Raw genomic sequence first — 15,501 nt, 5'->3', positions numbered from 1 at the left:
CCACCCGGCCGCAGCAAGCAACCGATGACTTGTCCCAAGCGAGGTTCTCACGCCTCGGCGCCGCCTTCATCGCGGCGCGCTATAAGACTATACCGCCTTTGCCAGACTGCAAGCCGTGGCTGATCAACCAACCATAATGTCGGGGAAAATGCGGCATGGCAGTCACAAACCCGCAAGCAGCGTCCACATGAAAGCACCCTCGCGGGAGGCCATCGGCGGGGCGATGGGTTCATGATCTCGCTTGCGCGTATTCCGCTGATCCCGCCGTTCGGTAAATCTCAGTAGCGCAGGCTCTCCTTGGGAAGGCAGGGGTCGTTCTCCTCTCGCCTCCGCCAATATTGCGCGCAGCTGCGACTTCCCAACTCGGTCATCGATGCGAAGTCGGGATCATCCTCGCTCACAATGAGGAGCTTCAACCGGAGCAGAGGATTGACGCTGCCCGACGCGACGGTTCGATCTTCCAGATCACCATTCGCCCTGACAATTGCCCATCGCTCGCGTCCGTCCACGATCAGTCGACGCACACCGATCGGCGTATGCGGGCCTTCGGGCCCCGGCCGGAAGCTGAGGCTGGTAAGCAAGCTCCGACCGCGCGGTGGTATCTCTTCCCAATCGAGACGGTCTTTCGGCTGGGCCGCGAAGACCGGTTCGCCGCCGTCGCGTCCAAGAATAAAGGCATCGACCAGCGCTCGCTCGATCTCGCCGATCGTATTCTGTGACCAGCCATGTTTGCGCGCCGCACGGTCACGCGAGATAATCGTGCGCGCCTTTTCCTTCAATTCGGCCCGCAAGCGCGGATATATCCTAGGGGCCGCCATCAGGGATACCTGCATCGGCGCGAAGCAGCGCCAAACGCTCGTGGCATAGCGTTTCAACGATATCGCGAAGCTGCTTCACCGATGAAGCCACCGCATCCAAGTCCTCGGCGTCAATCACATAGCTCGCTGAATACCGCGCTTCGACATAGGCGCGCTTAAGCAATTCGAAGCGCCGCCTGTCCAATCGCGTCTCGCGTGGCCATGCGTCAATCAGGCGGGGCTCTTTGTCCTCCGCGAGTGAGCGCAGGAATTTGATGTTGTGCGAGCGCGGGAAGTAGAGCGTTTGCGCGAGAAGGAAGCAAATATAAGCGCGTTCCGTTGCTTGGTGAAGGGTGAACGCGCAATCCTTTATCTCTCCTTCGCGTCGATAGAATTCCGCACCCTTTATCGCGCTATCTATCTTCGCGATCCAATCCTCAAAATACCCAAAAGCCATTTGATAGGCGTCCATCGGCGCCAGCGGCTTCGGCGCTGCCAGAGCGTGGTTCGGCAGTTCATAGACCACTATGCCGTCGCGGACGATATCGACCCAGAAATACTCGCCGCGTTCGAGCGCCTGGTTCACCTCCTGCAGCGTGTGGACGATGATGTTGACCGGGCGGCCGATCGCCGGGTCATGCAGGATTTTGTCCTCGGCGATGTACCAATAGTCGGCAATGTCGGTCAGGCTGTCGTGATTGACGATGATCAGCAGATCGAAATCCGACTGATACCCGTTCTCCGGCTCATCGACCCAATCGTCGCGCGCATAGCTGCCGAACAGAATGATCTTGAGAATGCGCCCGTTGCGCTTCCACGGCTGCGTCGCCCCCGAAATCGCCTGTGAGAATTCAGCCATCAACGTCTCGCGGACGCGTGCGAGCTCGGCTTGCTGTACTTCGGGAAGGTGATCGAGATCGACGCGCATACTTGTCCTATCGGCGAATACTCCAAGCATATAGCTTAAGACTTCGCGGCTCAATGGATAGCTCCGCCCGGGCGTTGAGAAGTCGCTTGGAAACAACCGCCGACGCCCTTAGCGGAAGCCGCCTGGACACAGCGTCGGCCACCCGGGCAGAGCCAGGGCCAGTGTGGCGGTTTGTTTCGTAGAAGGGAAGCGCCAGCGATTCCAGTGAGAGCGAGCTGCAGATCAGTTGTGCAGGCGTCATGGTTGCCACTGTTGCAGAACACTTGTTTTGAGATGGCGGCGACCTGTTCCATGGTCATGGCGTCTCGCCCGCCCGGGCGGGCACCGCGCTCTATGCCACCTTGCTGACGCGGCGGCGCCACCGGGCCGGCCACGCCGTCCCGGCCGCAGGTGACGATCGCTGTCGTGTGCGAGGCCGCCCCAGTCTGTGGGCGGCATTCCTTCTTGGTTGTTCAGTCCCGGCATATGATGGGTTAGCCACGAGCTATTGATTACATTACACGCCTGACATTGACATATGTTCACAATATACACATATTCGCCATGTAAGGAGACAAGGCATCATGGCTGTCGCGTCTGTCGTCAAAGCAAAGGATCGTAAGGACCTTACCGGTCCTGCGCTGCGGACCTTCTTCCGCATCGCCGATGCCTGGGGGCTGAAGGAGCAGGAGCAGATGCGACTGCTTGGTCTCGACAGCCGGTCTACGCTGCAGGCCTGGAAACGTGGCGCTATTGCTGCCCTTTCAAAGGATGCGCTTGAGCGCATTTCCTACGTCATGGGCATCTACAAGGGGCTCCATATTCTCTTGCCCAAAACGGCGGACGAGTGGGTGCGAAAGCCCAACACGGCCCCGATCTTCGCTGGGCGTTCAGCGCTCGACCGGATGTCCTCGGGCAATGTCGCAGACCTCTATGTGGTACGCCAGTATATCGACGCGCAGCGCGGCTGATCGTGAACATTCCTGTCTCCGCCGTCCGTTGGCAACCCTGCTACCGGATCATCCCGAGCCGTTTTCCGCCGATCGGATTATTCGAGGCCGTCGCTGATCCGGCCGACCTTGAGGCGGTGTTCCGGATCGAGGCGATGACCAATGATCGTCTGCGCGAGGAGGTGGGAGAACTGACTTTGGTGCCGGTCGAGGACCGTGTGGCGGGGCCGGGCACCTCGCCGATCATGGCTGCCTTCACCCACCTCAATCCGGCAGGCGATCGTTTCACTGACGGCAGCTACGGCGTATTCTATGCCAGTTTGACCATCGAGACCGCGATCGCGGAAACCAGGCATCATCGCACGCGCTTTTTGGAAGCGACCCAAGAGCCGGCACAGGAGATCGACATGCGGGTCTATGCCGTCGACCTTGACGCCGATCTTCACGATATCCGCGCGATGCGCGACAGCTATCCCGCCTATTATCACCCTACAAGCTATGCTGTCTCCCAGGAACTGGGGCGAGCCTTGCGTGACGCCGGATCAGATGGCGTCGTTTATAGGAGCGTACGGGATGAAAGCGGGGAGTGCGCAGCCGTCTTCCGGCCTCGGCTCCTGTCGAATTGTCGGCAGGAACGTCATCTCTGCTATGTCTGGGATGGTCGCGTCATTTCCACCATCTATGAGAAGAAAAGCCTGGACTGAACAGGTCATGGCGTCTCGCCCGCCGGGCGGGCGACCGCGCTCTATGCCGCCTTGCTGACGCTGCGGCGCCACCGGGCCGGCGATGCCGTCACGGCCAGAGGTGACGATCGCTGACGCGTGCCGGGTCCGCATGCGGACCCGGTCTGTAGGCGGCGCGCGCAGGCTGCGCGCCGGCGCCACTTTTGGGCAGTCCCTCTGGGCGTGCCGGGTGGTCGGCGCTTCCTCCTAGGCCCGCCGCGGCCGGCGGCAAGCCTGGCGCTTGCGCTGGGCTGCTCCACTTCGTTTCGCCCCTGTGCCCGCCCCGTCGCGTGCCCGCGCCGGGGGCCTGGGCTTGGGTGCCGCCCGCCGCTTCGCGCGGGCCTTTCCGGTCGCTTCTGCCGCCCACCCGCCACGCCCGGCGGGAACTGCGGCGGGTTTTGGCCAGTGAAGGAGGCAGATCATGGGAGTTTCCCGCAAGCGCCGTGCAGGCGGCGAGGTCGGCAACAAGGATCGTCAGGAAGCAGCGCAGACGCGCGTCAACCTTTACGACGAGGTGACCGCGAAGATCATCGCACAGCTGGAAGCCGGTCGCTTCCCATGGGTTCAACCTTGGGATTCCAGCCGGTGCGGCGGACCGGGCCTTCCCGTTAATGCGCTCACCGCAAGGGCCTATTCGGGCATCAATGTGCTGCTGCTCTGGGGCGCTGCGATCAGTATGGGCTATCCCTCACAAAACTGGCTTACCTTTCGGCAGGCGCTGCAGGCAGGCGGGGCGGTGCGCAAGGGCGAGAGGGGCGTGACCGTAGTCTATGCCGACCGCTTCATTCCCGAAGCGGAGAAAGTGCGCGCCCATGAGAGCGGAGACGACGCCCGCGCGGTGCCGTTCCTGAAACGCTTTACCGTCTTCAATGTCGCGCAGTGCGAAGGCTTGCGCGAGGGGCTGGTCACGCAGAACGCACCTTTGCCCGAACGTGAAATCATCCCCCATGCCGAGGCCCTGATCGCGGCAACGGGTGCGGATTTCCGCATCGGCGGCGCGCAGGCCTATTATTCGCCCAGCGGCGATTATGTCGCGGTGCCGCCGCAACCCGCCTTTCGCGATCGGGTGAATTTCTACCGCACCGCCTTTCATGAACTCTCGCACTGGAGCGGGGCAGGGCACCGGCTCGGTCGCGACCTGTCCGGCCGGTTCGGCTCCAAAGCCTATGCGCGCGAGGAATTGTGCGCCGAGATTTCCGCTGCGTTCATCTGCGCTGCCTTGGGGATCGCGCCGACCGTGCGACACGCCGATTATGTCGGATCGTGGCTCGAAGTGCTGCGCGAAGACAATCGCGCGATCTTCCGCGCGGCGGGGCAGGCGAGCAAGGCGGCAGACTATATCCTTGGCCACGGCGAGGCGATGACTGGCGATGAGCTGGGGAGGCAGGCGGCATGATCTTGGCTTCCGACGATCTTCGCCGCCGCTTGCTGGCACAGGGCGAGGCGCGCGGTGCGCAACAGGTGCCGCTGCTCAAACTCTTCAATCCAGTGGGCGCGGCCAGGTGGCTGGCCTCGGAACTCGATGCCGATGGCGACACGCTGTTCGGGCTTGCCGACCTCGGTTTCGGATGCCCGGAACTCGGTTCGTTCAGTCTCGCCGAGATCGAAGCCTTGCGGCTTCCCTATGGGTGCCAGATCGAGCGTGACCTCACCTTTTCCACCCGCTTCCCGCTCGTTGTCTATGCCGAAGCCGCAAGGCTGAAAGGCCGCATCGTCGAGCGCGAACGCTGGCTGTCCGAGGCCGCCATTTCGCTTGGCCTCGACCCCACGCAATTCCGGGCAAACCCGCACGGATGAGTCGCGCCGCTCTTGAAGGCGCTTATCCCGGCTGCCCCCGCGAGCCCTTGCAAGACGCAGCGGATGCAGCCGGTCCACCCCCAATAAAAGGAGTGAATTCTCATGCAACTGGCAAATATCGATCTTGGCAAGCTGTTCGTCAGCAAGACCAATATGCGGCACGGGACAAAGCCGCCCGACGTGTCCGACATTCTCGCCACGGTGAAGGCGCGCGGCGTTATCGTGCCCCTGATCGTGCGCGCGGGCGAAGACGAGGGCAGGCCCGGCATGTTCGCCATTATCGCCGGAGCGCGGCGCTTCCATGCCGCGACACTTGCAGCCAAGGAAAGCGGGGAGGCCGACGCGCTCCCATGCGCGATCATGGAAGCAGGCGACGATGCCGCCGCGCTCGAAGCCTCGCTGATCGAGAATATTGCCCGTCTTGATCCCGACGAGGTGGCGCAATGGGAAAGCTTTACCTGGTTGATCCAGAAAGAAGAGCGCAGCGTCGAACAGATCGCCCAGACCTTCGGGCTGACCGATCTTCATGTCCGCCGCGTTCTGGCGCTCGGCAATCTGCTGCCCCGCATCCGCACTCTCTATCGCGAAGGCGAGATCAACGCCGCCAGCATTCGCCATCTGACGCTCGCCACCAAGGCGCAGCAGAAGGCATGGCTGGCGCTGTTCGACAGTGAGGACGATTATTGCCCGACCGGGCACCAGCTCAAGTCATGGCTGTTTGGCGGCGTGTCGATTCCCACGAAACACGCCCTGTTTCCGCTCGAAACCTACAAGGGGCGGATCATTGCCGACCTCTTCGGGGAGGATGGTATATTCGCCGACAGCGACCAGTTCTGGCGCGCGCAGAATGCCGCCATCGCAGCGAAGCGCGGCGCCTTTCTGGCCGAGGGCTGGGGCGAGGTTGAGGTGATGGAGCCGGGGCAATATTTCCATTCATGGGAATATGAGCGCACGCCCAGAGACAAGGGCGGCAAGGTCTTCATCAGCATTAGCCATCAGGGCGAAGTCGAATGCCATGAAGGCTGGCTGTCGGGCCGGGACGCGAAGAAAGCCCGCGCGCTCGAAGCGCGTTGCGGAGCGACCGAAGCCGACCGGCAGGCGGCGCGCGACCAGCGCAGCGAGACGACCGGTCCCTTGCAGACCTATATCGATCTGCACCGCCACGCCGCCGCGCGGGCCATGCTGACCGATCACCCCGCCATCGCGCTTCGGCTGATGGTCGCCCATGTCATTGCCGGTTCGCCGCTCTGGAATGTGCGGGTGGAGGATCAGCATGTCCGCAATGAAGCCATTGCGACAAGCGTCGAAACCAGCGCTGCGGAAACGCTGTTCGACGAGAAACGCCGCATGGTTCTGGCTCTGCTGGATTTACCGCCCGACGCGCCCAATGTAACCGGAAGCGGCGACGATCTCGCAGCAATCTTCTCGCGGCTCATCAGCCTTGGCGATCATGACGTGATGGCGATCCTCGCCGTGGTTATGGGCGAGACGATGCAGGCGGGCAGCGCCATCGTCGAAGCGGTCGGCAGCTATCTGAAGGTGGATATGGCGCGCTTCTGGACGCCGGACGACGCACTGTTCGATCTCATCCGCGACCGGCAGGTGGCCAACGCGCTGCTGCGCGAAGTGGCGGGCAAGGGAATCGCGGACGGCAATGTCGCGGAAAAGGTGAAGACGCAAAAGGCGATCATCCGTGATTGCCTGCACGGTGCCAATGGCCGTCAACCGGTTGAGGGCTGGGTGCCCAAATGGCTGCGTTTCCCGGCCAGCAGCTATACGGTCAGGCCATTTGCGACACTGGCGAAATGGAAGCAGGTCGAGCCGCTCATCAAAGGCCTGCCAGTGCCGATGCCGCAGATCGATCCTTACGCCATTGCAGCGGAATAACCTGGCAAGGGGGCAGCGCATCGCTGCCCCCGGCTTCGTTGCTGCGACCGCTAGAAAAATTGCCGCCCGCGCATCCTTCGGATTTCGCGCGGGCGGCATGTGTTTTGTCCGGCAGGGCTTTGCCCTATCGCCAGGGCACGGGGAGAGCCTATGCCGAAAAGTGAAGAATTCCGCATCGAACTGGAGCGTCAGATTGCGAGGGCAGAAGCGCGCGGCCTTGCTTTTCTCGAAGTGATTTCCGGCGAACTGCATCGCAATGTCGGTGGCTATCCCGGCCCCGATCACCGCATGCCGGCTTACTGTTCGGTTATGCGCGCAGCGACGCGCGGCGGCGATCAGATCGTCCATACGCCGCCATCGGGGCAGGGCGCGACCCTGCGAATTCGCTACCAGCTTCCGCGCTAGGCGGTTAGCCCGCACGGCCCTGTTCGCCGCTGCCACTTGACGACCATCCCGGCGCTGCAGGTGCTTCCCGGCGTGGCATTGTCTGGGTGCCGGATGGGGTGGAAACCGAGTATTCGCGATCCATACGCACAGGTTTCAGGCTCATGTTCGGGAACAACCGGCGCGATTCAGGCACTGCCCCGCATCCTGATAGGGCCGGAAGCGGCCCCGGCTGCCTCGTCGACCTATGGGCGTGGGCCAAGGCCGCGCAACCAGCCTGGCCGGCCTATTTTCCCCGCCGCGTAAACGCGGCTCCTCGCGCCCGCTTCGCTCCAAAATAGCCCGGCCAGCCCGGTCCTTCGCTGCGCTGCGGCCCTTTGGGTGCGGCCCTTCTCCCGCGCCCATCACGGTCCCGGTATCGCCGGGGATCGGCTCCGGCGAACAGATGAAGGAGCATTCCATGTCCACTCTCGGTATCGTTTCCCGCAACCCCGAAACCAACGAAATGCGTGGGTCAATCGCGCTGCTCGGACGCCGCAATCCGGTCGGCATCGAGATCGTCCCCAACCCCGCCAAGGCGCATGAACGCCAGCCCGACTTCCGCATCTTCAGCGGCGCGAACGAGCTGGGCGCGGGCTGGGTCAAGACCTCGCGCGAGACCGGCAAGCCCTATATCTCGCTGCGCATCTTCCATCCGCAGATCGCACAATGGCCGATCTACGCCAATCTCGGCCGCGCTGCCGGTCAGGACGATGACGACGTGCTGGCGGTGATCGTCAACGAAGCCGCCTGATCGCCTCGCGAGGCTCCGCGTCCCCATCGGCGCGGGGCCTTCGCTGTCCGGCGAGGGGGTCGAAAAGCGATGCACGCGGAATCGACCCTGCCGGGCGCTGCGACGCGCCCGCATTTTCCTGCCTCATCGTGGGCGGTCCCGATCCGTCCGCCTGGGTCAGGAAAGGATCGCTTATATGGATGACGACGTTTTCGACCGGGCCAGAAAGGCCCGCAAGGGCAGCCCGTTTCTGAACGCCAAGCAGGCCGCGCATTATCTCGGCATGCAGGCCAAGACGCTGGCCAATATGCGCTGGCGGGGCGAGGGGCCGCGCTACCGGCGGCATGGCGGGCGCGTCAATTATCATATCGACGACCTCGACGACTGGTCGCGCCGCACCCTCGCTGGTCTGCATTCCGCGAACTCCGGAAAGGAGGCGGGCGATGCGTAAGCCGCGTGCATCTCGCCTGCCGCGCCCCGCGCCTGCGCCCTTGCTCGAATGGGACCCGCCGCTCGCGCGCCAACTGCGCGCCCGGCGCCGTCCGGCGCTGGCAGCGAGCATGGTCGGCCTTGCCCTTCTGGGGCTTGCGGCCGTGCTCGATTTTGCCGTCCGCCCCGCGCCGCGTCTGGTCTGGAACGCTTCGGCGAGCGCTCCGGTCGGGCTCTGGCGCATCGATCCCCATGCGCGGCTTCACACCGGCGACATGGTGCTGGCAAGGACACCGCGCAACGTCCGGGCACTGGCCGCGAAGCGTCGCTACCTGCCTGCCAACGTGCCCCTGCTCAAGCGCATCGCGGCCGAAAGCGGCGATGACGTCTGTGCGTTGGGGCGCAATATTTTCATCAACGGCTTATGGGTCGCCGCTCGCCGCAGCGCAGACACACGGGGCCGTCCGCTCCCATGGTGGAATGGTTGCGAGCGGCTCCATGGTGGCCGGGTTCTGCTGCTCATGGATGCGCCGGATTCCTTCGACGGGCGCTATTTCGGGCCGGTCGAAGAGGATGCGCTGATCGGAAAGGCGACGCCGCTATGGCTGCGATGATCCGCCTCGCCGCGCCGCTTATGGCGGTCCTCGTCATGCCGTGCGGCAGCCTGGCGCAAACGCCTGAGCCGGTTCTGGAAATCACTCCGGCAGTGGAGCGCTGGCGGCCGATCATTGCCGAAGCCTCGCAGCGTTTTGCCATACCGCAAGCCTGGATTGCCGCCGTCATGCAGGCGGAAAGTGCCGGACTGACGCATTGGAAGGGCCGCCTGATCACCAGTCCTGCAGGCGCGATGGGGCTGATGCAGCTTATGCCCGGCACCTGGGACGCGATGCGCCGCCGCCATGGTCTTGGCACCGACCCTTACGATACACGCGACAATATCATGGCTGGAACCGCCTATCTTCGCGCGATGTATGACCGCTTCGGCTATCCCGGCCTGTTCGCGGCCTATAATGCAGGCCCCGGCCGTTATGCAGAGTATTTGCGCTCGCGAACGCCGCTTCCGGGCGAAACGCGGGCCTATATTGCGCAGCTTGCAAGGACACCCGCAACGCCGGAAATGCCGCCTGCCATGCTGTCGGGAACGCGGCTGTTTTTCGCTCTGGAAGGAGCGGAAAAGACGATTGAATCTTCGCCAGAGCCGCCCGGTTCGGAACCGGCCAACCTGATTTTCGTGCCTCTGAACATGTCTTCGGAGCACCGGAAATGAGCGTGTGGCCATGCGGAGAGGGAGTGATATCCGCTCGAGCCTGCCCAGTATCCGGCAGGGAGCAGACCGCCTCAAGGACGACGGTTCCCCCAATTTTGCTGATGCAAAATCGGCTCCCCCATCGCCGCTCGCGCGGCCGCTTCGCGGTCCCTGACCCGGTCTGCTCCCTGCCGGAATCCGCCCCTGTCTTTACGAGATCAGGAGGCGATCATGGAACTTCAGCAGCATATCGAAGAGCTTCGGGCCGAACTTGCGTGGAACGACGATCCCGCGGAGATCGCGCAGATCGAGGCCGAGCAGGAGGCCGCCCTGAGGGAGCTGGAGCAGCATCTGAAAGGCCTCTGATCGGGGCCGGGGAACGGCCCGGTTCGGCGTCGTTCCCGTCTCGGTCGATGGTTGGCTGTGGTGACGGGGAAGGGTGGAGGAGCGCGAGGTCAGGGGGAGGGGGCGTAAGGCAAGATGAAAGAAATGGCGCCATGCCCTGCGGCCTTCTCGCCATAACTCCTTGTCTGCACATCCTTTTTGCGGTGCTCGGCGATGGCGCTATCCGGCAAGCCATAGCGCCATGTGTCGCTAAAACCTTTGGATTACTGCGCTTTTATATGGCGCCATCCGGGCTGATCGCGGATTGCTGCCATGTCGCATGACGACGAGATCGAACCGCGTCTTGGCAAGCCGCGCAGCACGCCGATCCGGCGCGGCCGCAGCTATATGAGTCAGGTGCTCAAGGCCGCCAATCTGGCAGGCGGAATCAAGGTTGCCGGTGGACCGCGAGGGGCCTTCCACGGCAATCGCTCCGGGGTCGGTGTCGGCGTGGGCCGGGTGCTCGCCTCGCGCGATCGGTTCGCGGCCTTCCGTCAGCGCCGCGTGATGGTCAAATCGCGCATCGTCCGGCTCGACCGGGCGAGGGGGATGGACGCTGCCCGTGCGCATCTGCGCTATATCCAGCGCGACGGGGTTACCCGCGAGGGCGCGCCCGGGCAGCTCTATTCCGCCGAGCAGGACAAGGCCGACGGCAGGAACTTCCTCGACCGGCAGACCGGTGACCGCCATCAGTTCCGCTTCATCGTGTCTCCTGAGGACGGTCAGAATTATGACGATCTGCGTGCCCTTACGCGCCGCCTGATGGCGCAGATGGAACAGGACCTCGGCACCAGCCTCGATTGGGTCGCGGTCGATCATTTCAACACCGGTCATCCCCACACCCATGTCATCGTGCGCGGCAAGGACGAGCGTGGCCGTGATCTGGTCATCGCCCGCGAATATCTGACGGTCGGTATGCGTGAGCGCGCCGCGGAACTTGTCTCGCTCGATCTCGGCCCGCGAAGCGATCGCGAAATCGCCGACCGGCTGCAGAAAGAAGTCGGACAGGAACGGCTGACAGGCATCGATCGCCGTTTGCTGAGCGGCATGGACCCGGACCGCGTAGTGGAGGCAAACGACCGCGATCCTTTCCAGCAGGGCTTGCGGGCGGGAAGGCTGCAGACGCTTGGCCGGCTTGGGCTGGCCGAGGAAATCGCACCGGGCAGCTGGCGGCTCGCCGACGGGATGGATGAGACATTGCGACGCATGGGCGAGCGCGGTGACATTATCCGCACGATGCAGCGCGCTTTTACCGAGCATGGACTGGAACGCGCGGCGGCCGACTATGCCATTGCTGATCCGGTTTCCATGACGCCGATTGTCGGACGGGTGGTCGAACGCGGTCTGTCCGACGAGATGAACGACCGTCACTATCTGATCGTCGATGCGAGCGATGGACGCAGCCGTTATGTCGATATCGGGAAGGGAGAAGCCACAGAGGCAATCCCTGCTGGTGCGGTGGTGAGGATTGAGGCCAGATCGACAGCCGCCCGCATGGTGGATCGCACTGTCGCCGAAATCGCTGCGGCCCATGGCGGGCGCTACTCGGTCGACATCCATTTACGGCATGATCCCCATGCCTCGCAGAGCTTCGCCGAAACCCATGTTCGGCGTCTGGAAGCCATGCGCAAGGCAATGGGGGATCTGGAGCGTGAGGCCGATGGTACATGGATCATCGCTGCCGATCATCTCGAACGGGCAGCGGCCTTCGAGGCGCAGCGGGCGAAGGCAGCACCCGTCATCGTCAACACCCTTTCATCATTGCCGCTCTACCAACAGATAGGCAGCGACGGTGCGACCTGGCTCGACCGGCAACTGGTCGGCGGCGAAACCTATCCATTGCGCGATGCCGGCTTTGGGCGAGATGTGCGCGAGGCGCTGGATCGCCGGCGGCAATGGCTGATTGCGGAAGGCCTGGCGCAGGAAGAGCAGGGGCGCATCCTGTTCCGGGCGAGTCTGTTGGAGACGCTTCGCCGGCGGGAATTGAACCGTGTGGCAGGCCAACTCTCCGATGAGCTCGGATTGCGTTATACGGAGACCAGATCGGGAGAGCGGATCGAGGGCGTCTATCAGCGGCCCATCGAGCTTGCATCGGGGCGCTTCGCGCTGATTGAAAAGTCGCGCGAGTTTACGCTCGTGCCCTGGCGTCCCGTCCTCAATCGCCATGTCGGCAAACAGGTCACCGGGATCATGCGAGGGGACGGCATCAATTGGACGATTGGACGTCAGCGGGGAGGGCCGTCGATTTAGTGAAGGGAATGGAAGACATTGGGACTTTCCTGCCTTCCTAGCAACATGTCGAACGAGGGATCTTGTCAGGAGCCGACATTTAGCGTTTGCCCGACCAGTCTTTAGAGGCCCCCTCTCGACCATTGGACTTGCGATCGGAACCTGAAATGAGTCCTACTTCTTCCTATCCCGCAACCACGGATGTCTCGATCCGCAATCAAACTGGCGAGGTCGTACTCTTCTCTTGGTCGGACTTCGTCGAGACGATCTGCGAAGGGCGGGCTTGCTTCATCTGCGGACGAACGCGCGCGGAAGCGGCGTTCAACGACGAGCATATCGTCCCGAACTGGGTGCTGCACGCCTTCGACCTGCACAAGCTGAAGATCACGCTGCCCAACGGCACGCCAACGCTTTATGGAAACTACACCATCCCGTGTTGCGAGCGATGCAATTCGGAGATGTCGCGCGCCCTCGAAAGTGACATGTCTGCTCTGGTGAAGGCCGGTCCAGGGGCGATACAGGATCACGTGGCCGCGCACGGGGGCCTCCTGCCGTACACGTGGATGGCGCTCATTTTCCTCAAGCTCCACTTGAACGATCGGCGGATGAGGATGCATCTCGACCGCCGCAAGGGAGACGCCACGATCTCGGCAGACTACGTCTGGGAGCACATGCACCACGTCCATGCGGTGGCGCGGGCCTTTCACATCGATGCCGATGTCGAGCTCAATGCAATGGGATCCATGTTCGTGTTCCCCGTCGATGGCGGCGACTGCGACTTTGATCTTCACACCTTCACCGAGGCGCAGACTCTCTATCTCCAGCTAGGCCAAACCGGAATGATCGCGGTGTTCGACGATTCACACGCAGCGACCAATCGCGTGCGATGGGTGATCGAACGAATTATGGGCGCTGTGAGCCCCGTGCAGGCGCGCGAACTCGCCGTCCACTTCGCTATGGCGAATCTCGACCTCGAGAATCGTCCTCGCTTCTGGACGCATGTGTCGGCCGACCGAAATCACGTGACGATCGGCGGAACGACGGATGCCGCAGCCATCTTCCGGAGATATGATCGCGGGCTGTTCGGCCATCTCATGGAGGGCGCGTTCCGAACGCCCCCGCCGATCCTGGGCAAGACGACCGAGGAGGTGATGGCGGGACTGGCGGCGGGCGAGATCAGCTTTCTGTTCGACGCCGACGGCGAGTTCCTGCACGACCATCTCCAGATGTCAAAGCCGGACGAGACCAACTGAACCGGCTCATCTCCGGCTACGGCTTCCAGTGTCCGCCCAGGCGCTGCTCCGCCTCGGCATCCAACACTAGGAAGGACTGAAAGAGCGGCGGCGGTGCCGTGGGGCGGATGGCGCGCCAGTCCGTGGTCTCATCGAAGGCCCATCCTTGATCCGGCGGGCTCTCGGGCGCGAGGAAGTGAGTGTAGACGTATTCTAGCGGTCGCTCTCCAGGGTCAAAATCGGCCATGGAGGCGCCGATGCGATCGTATCGCAACGCCTCGACGCTGTCCCCCTCGACCGCTTCGAACCCCACATGGATCACACCGGGACGGTCCAGAGGAAGCTGACCGAGGCCATCCGCGACCTTGCGCAGAACGTCGCGTGCCCGCCCCGAGATCGAGGCGGGCGCGAGCGGCGTCCACTCCAGTATCGTCGCGTAGTCGCATTCTGCAATGTAGCGCGGATTGTCCGCGAACTGGATCCGGAGGGAGCTGATCATGCTTTGGTGACGCTTGTAGCGACCGGTAAGAAGCTCGGCGAGCCGTGTACTGCCATTGAGTATCATGCTGTTCTCGAGCTCCTTCTGGAGCGAGCCGAGATCCAGACGCTCAATCCTGCCTCGACCGTGTTCGTCCTCCCATTCGAAGTCCTCGCAGGAAGACAGCTGCCAGGCCTTAGTCCTTTGGGTCAGATAGTTGTCCGGCAAATTCGCGACCGCAACCCGGAATTCGACCTGAGCAAAGGTGCTGCACATGATGCTGGCTAGGTGGGCAGCCGACGGCCCCCAGAGCGCGCGGACGCGCGCGCGCTCACGCTCGCCAAATTCACTCACCTCCATGCGCTTGCATTCGACTGCGTAGTCGCGGCCATGCAGCTTCACGTCCATGTCGTGAGTGCGCGGACCTCCTCGCTGCTCTGGGACAAACTCGACCGTCCCGCCAGCACGCCCATAGGCGGCAGCCACGAGCAGTTCAAAGAATGGTCCGTTCGGCTGCGCCCTTTCGGCACCAACCATCCTTTCAATCCGATCGGCGATCCCGCCGACTTCCTTTAACAGGTCGACGTTGCGTCCGATGGATGCGAACACCGGCACCACACGAGAGCCGAAAACGGGATCATAGTTCCAGACATGATCGATCGAAGCCTCAGCGAGGAATAGGTGATAGGCGAAGCTGTCCTTCTCATCGAAAAAGCGGCCAGCGGTCCCTGTTTCGGCTCCGTTGATGATGAGTTGATAGACTCGCTGGGCGGCCGCGAGACGCCTGCGACGCCATTCGGCCGGTTCGATGAAGCTACGCAGCCACTCCACCGCGCGACGGACATCGGGATTGTCCTGCCAATACTCAGGCCGCTCACCTTCAAAGTCGAAGAAGTCCTCAGGTATCTCAAAATTCCGCTGCTTGCCTCCCGAGCCTCGTCCTGCAGCGCTCACCGATAGTCCCTCGGATCAATCTGATCGACATGCCGCTGCAGGTCAGGAGACATGGCGACGAGTGCGGCTGCTTCATATTCACTGACGATATCTTGCGCATCCGTCATACCGAACTTCCTGAACTACTTGGACGTCCTGCCCTGATGCTTCCCACGATAATGGATTGGACTACGAGCGGCCATAGCGTTCGACATGCGTCGCCTATCGGCAGCTTATGTCTGAAGCGGACGGTCATGGCGCTGCCGTGAACGGCAATATCTGGTCGGCAGCCGCCGACAATGGCGGCATTCGGCGGCTTGAAACGGTTCCTCTAAACCTTCCTGTCATTCATAA

16 protein-coding genes are annotated in these 15,501 nt (G+C 62.8%); 13 read left to right on the top strand and 3 right to left on the bottom strand.

Features of this window, described 5'->3' with window-relative positions:
* Positions 1 to 278 precede the first annotated feature (278 nt).
* Positions 279 to 833 carry a hypothetical protein gene (locus tag CV013_RS12345; RefSeq protein WP_123639964.1) on the bottom strand — a complete coding sequence of 185 codons (555 nt, stop codon included), beginning with the start codon at positions 831 to 833 and terminating at the stop codon, positions 279 to 281.
* The gene (locus tag CV013_RS12340; RefSeq protein ID WP_102156009.1) at positions 805 to 1,725 is read right to left on the bottom strand and encodes a HEPN domain-containing protein; all 921 of its coding nucleotides are present in this window, start codon (positions 1,723 to 1,725) and stop codon (positions 805 to 807) included. The genes CV013_RS12345 and CV013_RS12340 overlap by 29 nt, the downstream gene beginning before the upstream one ends.
* Before the next feature lie 563 nt (positions 1,726 to 2,288).
* On the opposite strand from CV013_RS12340, the gene CV013_RS12335 reads away from it, so the two are divergent.
* From CV013_RS12335 to CV013_RS12280, 13 genes are all read left to right on the top strand, one after another.
* Positions 2,289 to 2,675, top strand: a complete 387-nt coding sequence (locus tag CV013_RS12335) for an MbcA/ParS/Xre antitoxin family protein (RefSeq protein ID WP_102156008.1) — start codon at positions 2,289 to 2,291, stop codon at positions 2,673 to 2,675.
* A gap of 2 nt (positions 2,676 to 2,677) precedes the next feature.
* Positions 2,678 to 3,358 carry an RES family NAD+ phosphorylase gene (locus CV013_RS12330; protein WP_102156007.1) on the top strand — a complete coding sequence of 227 codons (681 nt, stop codon included), beginning with the start codon at positions 2,678 to 2,680 and terminating at the stop codon, positions 3,356 to 3,358.
* Between the two features lie 439 nt (positions 3,359 to 3,797).
* Positions 3,798 to 4,772 carry an ArdC family protein gene (locus CV013_RS12325; RefSeq protein WP_102156006.1) on the top strand — a complete coding sequence of 325 codons (975 nt, stop codon included), beginning with the start codon at positions 3,798 to 3,800 and terminating at the stop codon, positions 4,770 to 4,772.
* On the top strand, positions 4,769 to 5,173 hold the full coding sequence (locus CV013_RS12320; protein WP_102156005.1) for a DUF2958 domain-containing protein: 405 nt from the start codon (positions 4,769 to 4,771) through the stop codon (positions 5,171 to 5,173). Before CV013_RS12325 ends, CV013_RS12320 begins: the two co-directional genes overlap by 4 nt.
* 102 nt (positions 5,174 to 5,275) lie before the next feature.
* Positions 5,276 to 7,060 (top strand): ParB/RepB/Spo0J family partition protein, encoded by a 1,785-nt coding sequence (locus tag CV013_RS12315; protein ID WP_102156004.1) that lies wholly within the window; start codon positions 5,276 to 5,278, stop codon positions 7,058 to 7,060.
* A 150-nt stretch (positions 7,061 to 7,210) separates the two neighbouring features.
* Positions 7,211 to 7,465 carry an HNH endonuclease gene (locus CV013_RS12310; protein ID WP_102156003.1) on the top strand — a complete coding sequence of 85 codons (255 nt, stop codon included), beginning with the start codon at positions 7,211 to 7,213 and terminating at the stop codon, positions 7,463 to 7,465.
* A gap of 439 nt (positions 7,466 to 7,904) precedes the next feature.
* Positions 7,905 to 8,237 (top strand): DUF736 domain-containing protein, encoded by a 333-nt coding sequence (locus CV013_RS12305; RefSeq protein WP_030540676.1) that lies wholly within the window; start codon positions 7,905 to 7,907, stop codon positions 8,235 to 8,237.
* 175 nt (positions 8,238 to 8,412) lie between these two features.
* Complete coding sequence (locus CV013_RS12300; RefSeq protein WP_102156002.1) at positions 8,413 to 8,667, top strand: helix-turn-helix transcriptional regulator; 255 nt, start codon at positions 8,413 to 8,415, stop codon at positions 8,665 to 8,667.
* A complete protein-coding gene (locus CV013_RS12295; protein WP_102156001.1) occupies positions 8,660 to 9,259 on the top strand; it encodes a S26 family signal peptidase in 600 nt (199 codons plus the stop codon). The genes CV013_RS12300 and CV013_RS12295 overlap by 8 nt, the downstream gene beginning before the upstream one ends.
* Positions 9,247 to 9,912 carry a lytic transglycosylase domain-containing protein gene (locus CV013_RS12290; protein ID WP_102156000.1) on the top strand — a complete coding sequence of 222 codons (666 nt, stop codon included), beginning with the start codon at positions 9,247 to 9,249 and terminating at the stop codon, positions 9,910 to 9,912. Before CV013_RS12295 ends, CV013_RS12290 begins: the two co-directional genes overlap by 13 nt.
* A 210-nt stretch (positions 9,913 to 10,122) precedes the next feature.
* Positions 10,123 to 10,257, top strand: a complete 135-nt coding sequence (locus CV013_RS15955) for a hypothetical protein (RefSeq protein ID WP_268968803.1) — start codon at positions 10,123 to 10,125, stop codon at positions 10,255 to 10,257.
* Between the two features lie 291 nt (positions 10,258 to 10,548).
* Positions 10,549 to 12,525, top strand: a complete 1,977-nt coding sequence (gene rlxS / locus CV013_RS12285) for a relaxase/mobilization nuclease RlxS (RefSeq protein ID WP_102155999.1) — start codon at positions 10,549 to 10,551, stop codon at positions 12,523 to 12,525.
* A 146-nt stretch (positions 12,526 to 12,671) separates the two neighbouring features.
* Positions 12,672 to 13,757, top strand: coding sequence for a hypothetical protein (locus CV013_RS12280; RefSeq protein ID WP_102155998.1), 1,086 nt, complete (start codon positions 12,672 to 12,674; stop codon positions 13,755 to 13,757).
* A gap of 16 nt (positions 13,758 to 13,773) precedes the next feature.
* Here the strand turns inward: CV013_RS12280 and CV013_RS12275 are convergent, their stop codons facing one another.
* Positions 13,774 to 15,168 carry a hypothetical protein gene (locus CV013_RS12275; protein WP_102155997.1) on the bottom strand — a complete coding sequence of 465 codons (1,395 nt, stop codon included), beginning with the start codon at positions 15,166 to 15,168 and terminating at the stop codon, positions 13,774 to 13,776.
* Positions 15,169 to 15,501 lie beyond the last annotated feature (333 nt).

The sequence above is a fragment of the Tsuneonella flava genome, from assembly GCF_002870965.1.
In the GTDB taxonomy this organism is placed as follows: domain Bacteria; phylum Pseudomonadota; class Alphaproteobacteria; order Sphingomonadales; family Sphingomonadaceae; genus Tsuneonella; species Tsuneonella flava.
This window is presented reverse-complemented; position numbering and strand designations above follow the sequence as displayed.

Coding starts and splice junctions, on each gene's coding strand:
- CV013_RS12300 (WP_102156002.1), top strand. CDS start 8,413: ATGGATGACGACGTTTTCGACCGGGCCAGAAAGGCCCGCAAGGGCAGC.
- CV013_RS12345 (WP_123639964.1), bottom strand. CDS start 833: ATGCAGGTATCCCTGATGGCGGCCCCTAGGATATATCCGCGCTTGCGG.
- CV013_RS12340 (WP_102156009.1), bottom strand. CDS start 1,725: ATGCGCGTCGATCTCGATCACCTTCCCGAAGTACAGCAAGCCGAGCTC.
- CV013_RS15955 (WP_268968803.1), top strand. CDS start 10,123: ATGGAACTTCAGCAGCATATCGAAGAGCTTCGGGCCGAACTTGCGTGG.
- CV013_RS12315 (WP_102156004.1), top strand. CDS start 5,276: ATGCAACTGGCAAATATCGATCTTGGCAAGCTGTTCGTCAGCAAGACC.
- CV013_RS12280 (WP_102155998.1), top strand. CDS start 12,672: ATGAGTCCTACTTCTTCCTATCCCGCAACCACGGATGTCTCGATCCGC.
- CV013_RS12310 (WP_102156003.1), top strand. CDS start 7,211: ATGCCGAAAAGTGAAGAATTCCGCATCGAACTGGAGCGTCAGATTGCG.
- CV013_RS12305 (WP_030540676.1), top strand. CDS start 7,905: ATGTCCACTCTCGGTATCGTTTCCCGCAACCCCGAAACCAACGAAATG.
- CV013_RS12290 (WP_102156000.1), top strand. CDS start 9,247: ATGGCTGCGATGATCCGCCTCGCCGCGCCGCTTATGGCGGTCCTCGTC.
- rlxS (WP_102155999.1), top strand. CDS start 10,549: ATGTCGCATGACGACGAGATCGAACCGCGTCTTGGCAAGCCGCGCAGC.
- CV013_RS12320 (WP_102156005.1), top strand. CDS start 4,769: ATGATCTTGGCTTCCGACGATCTTCGCCGCCGCTTGCTGGCACAGGGC.
- CV013_RS12335 (WP_102156008.1), top strand. CDS start 2,289: ATGGCTGTCGCGTCTGTCGTCAAAGCAAAGGATCGTAAGGACCTTACC.
- CV013_RS12325 (WP_102156006.1), top strand. CDS start 3,798: ATGGGAGTTTCCCGCAAGCGCCGTGCAGGCGGCGAGGTCGGCAACAAG.
- CV013_RS12295 (WP_102156001.1), top strand. CDS start 8,660: ATGCGTAAGCCGCGTGCATCTCGCCTGCCGCGCCCCGCGCCTGCGCCC.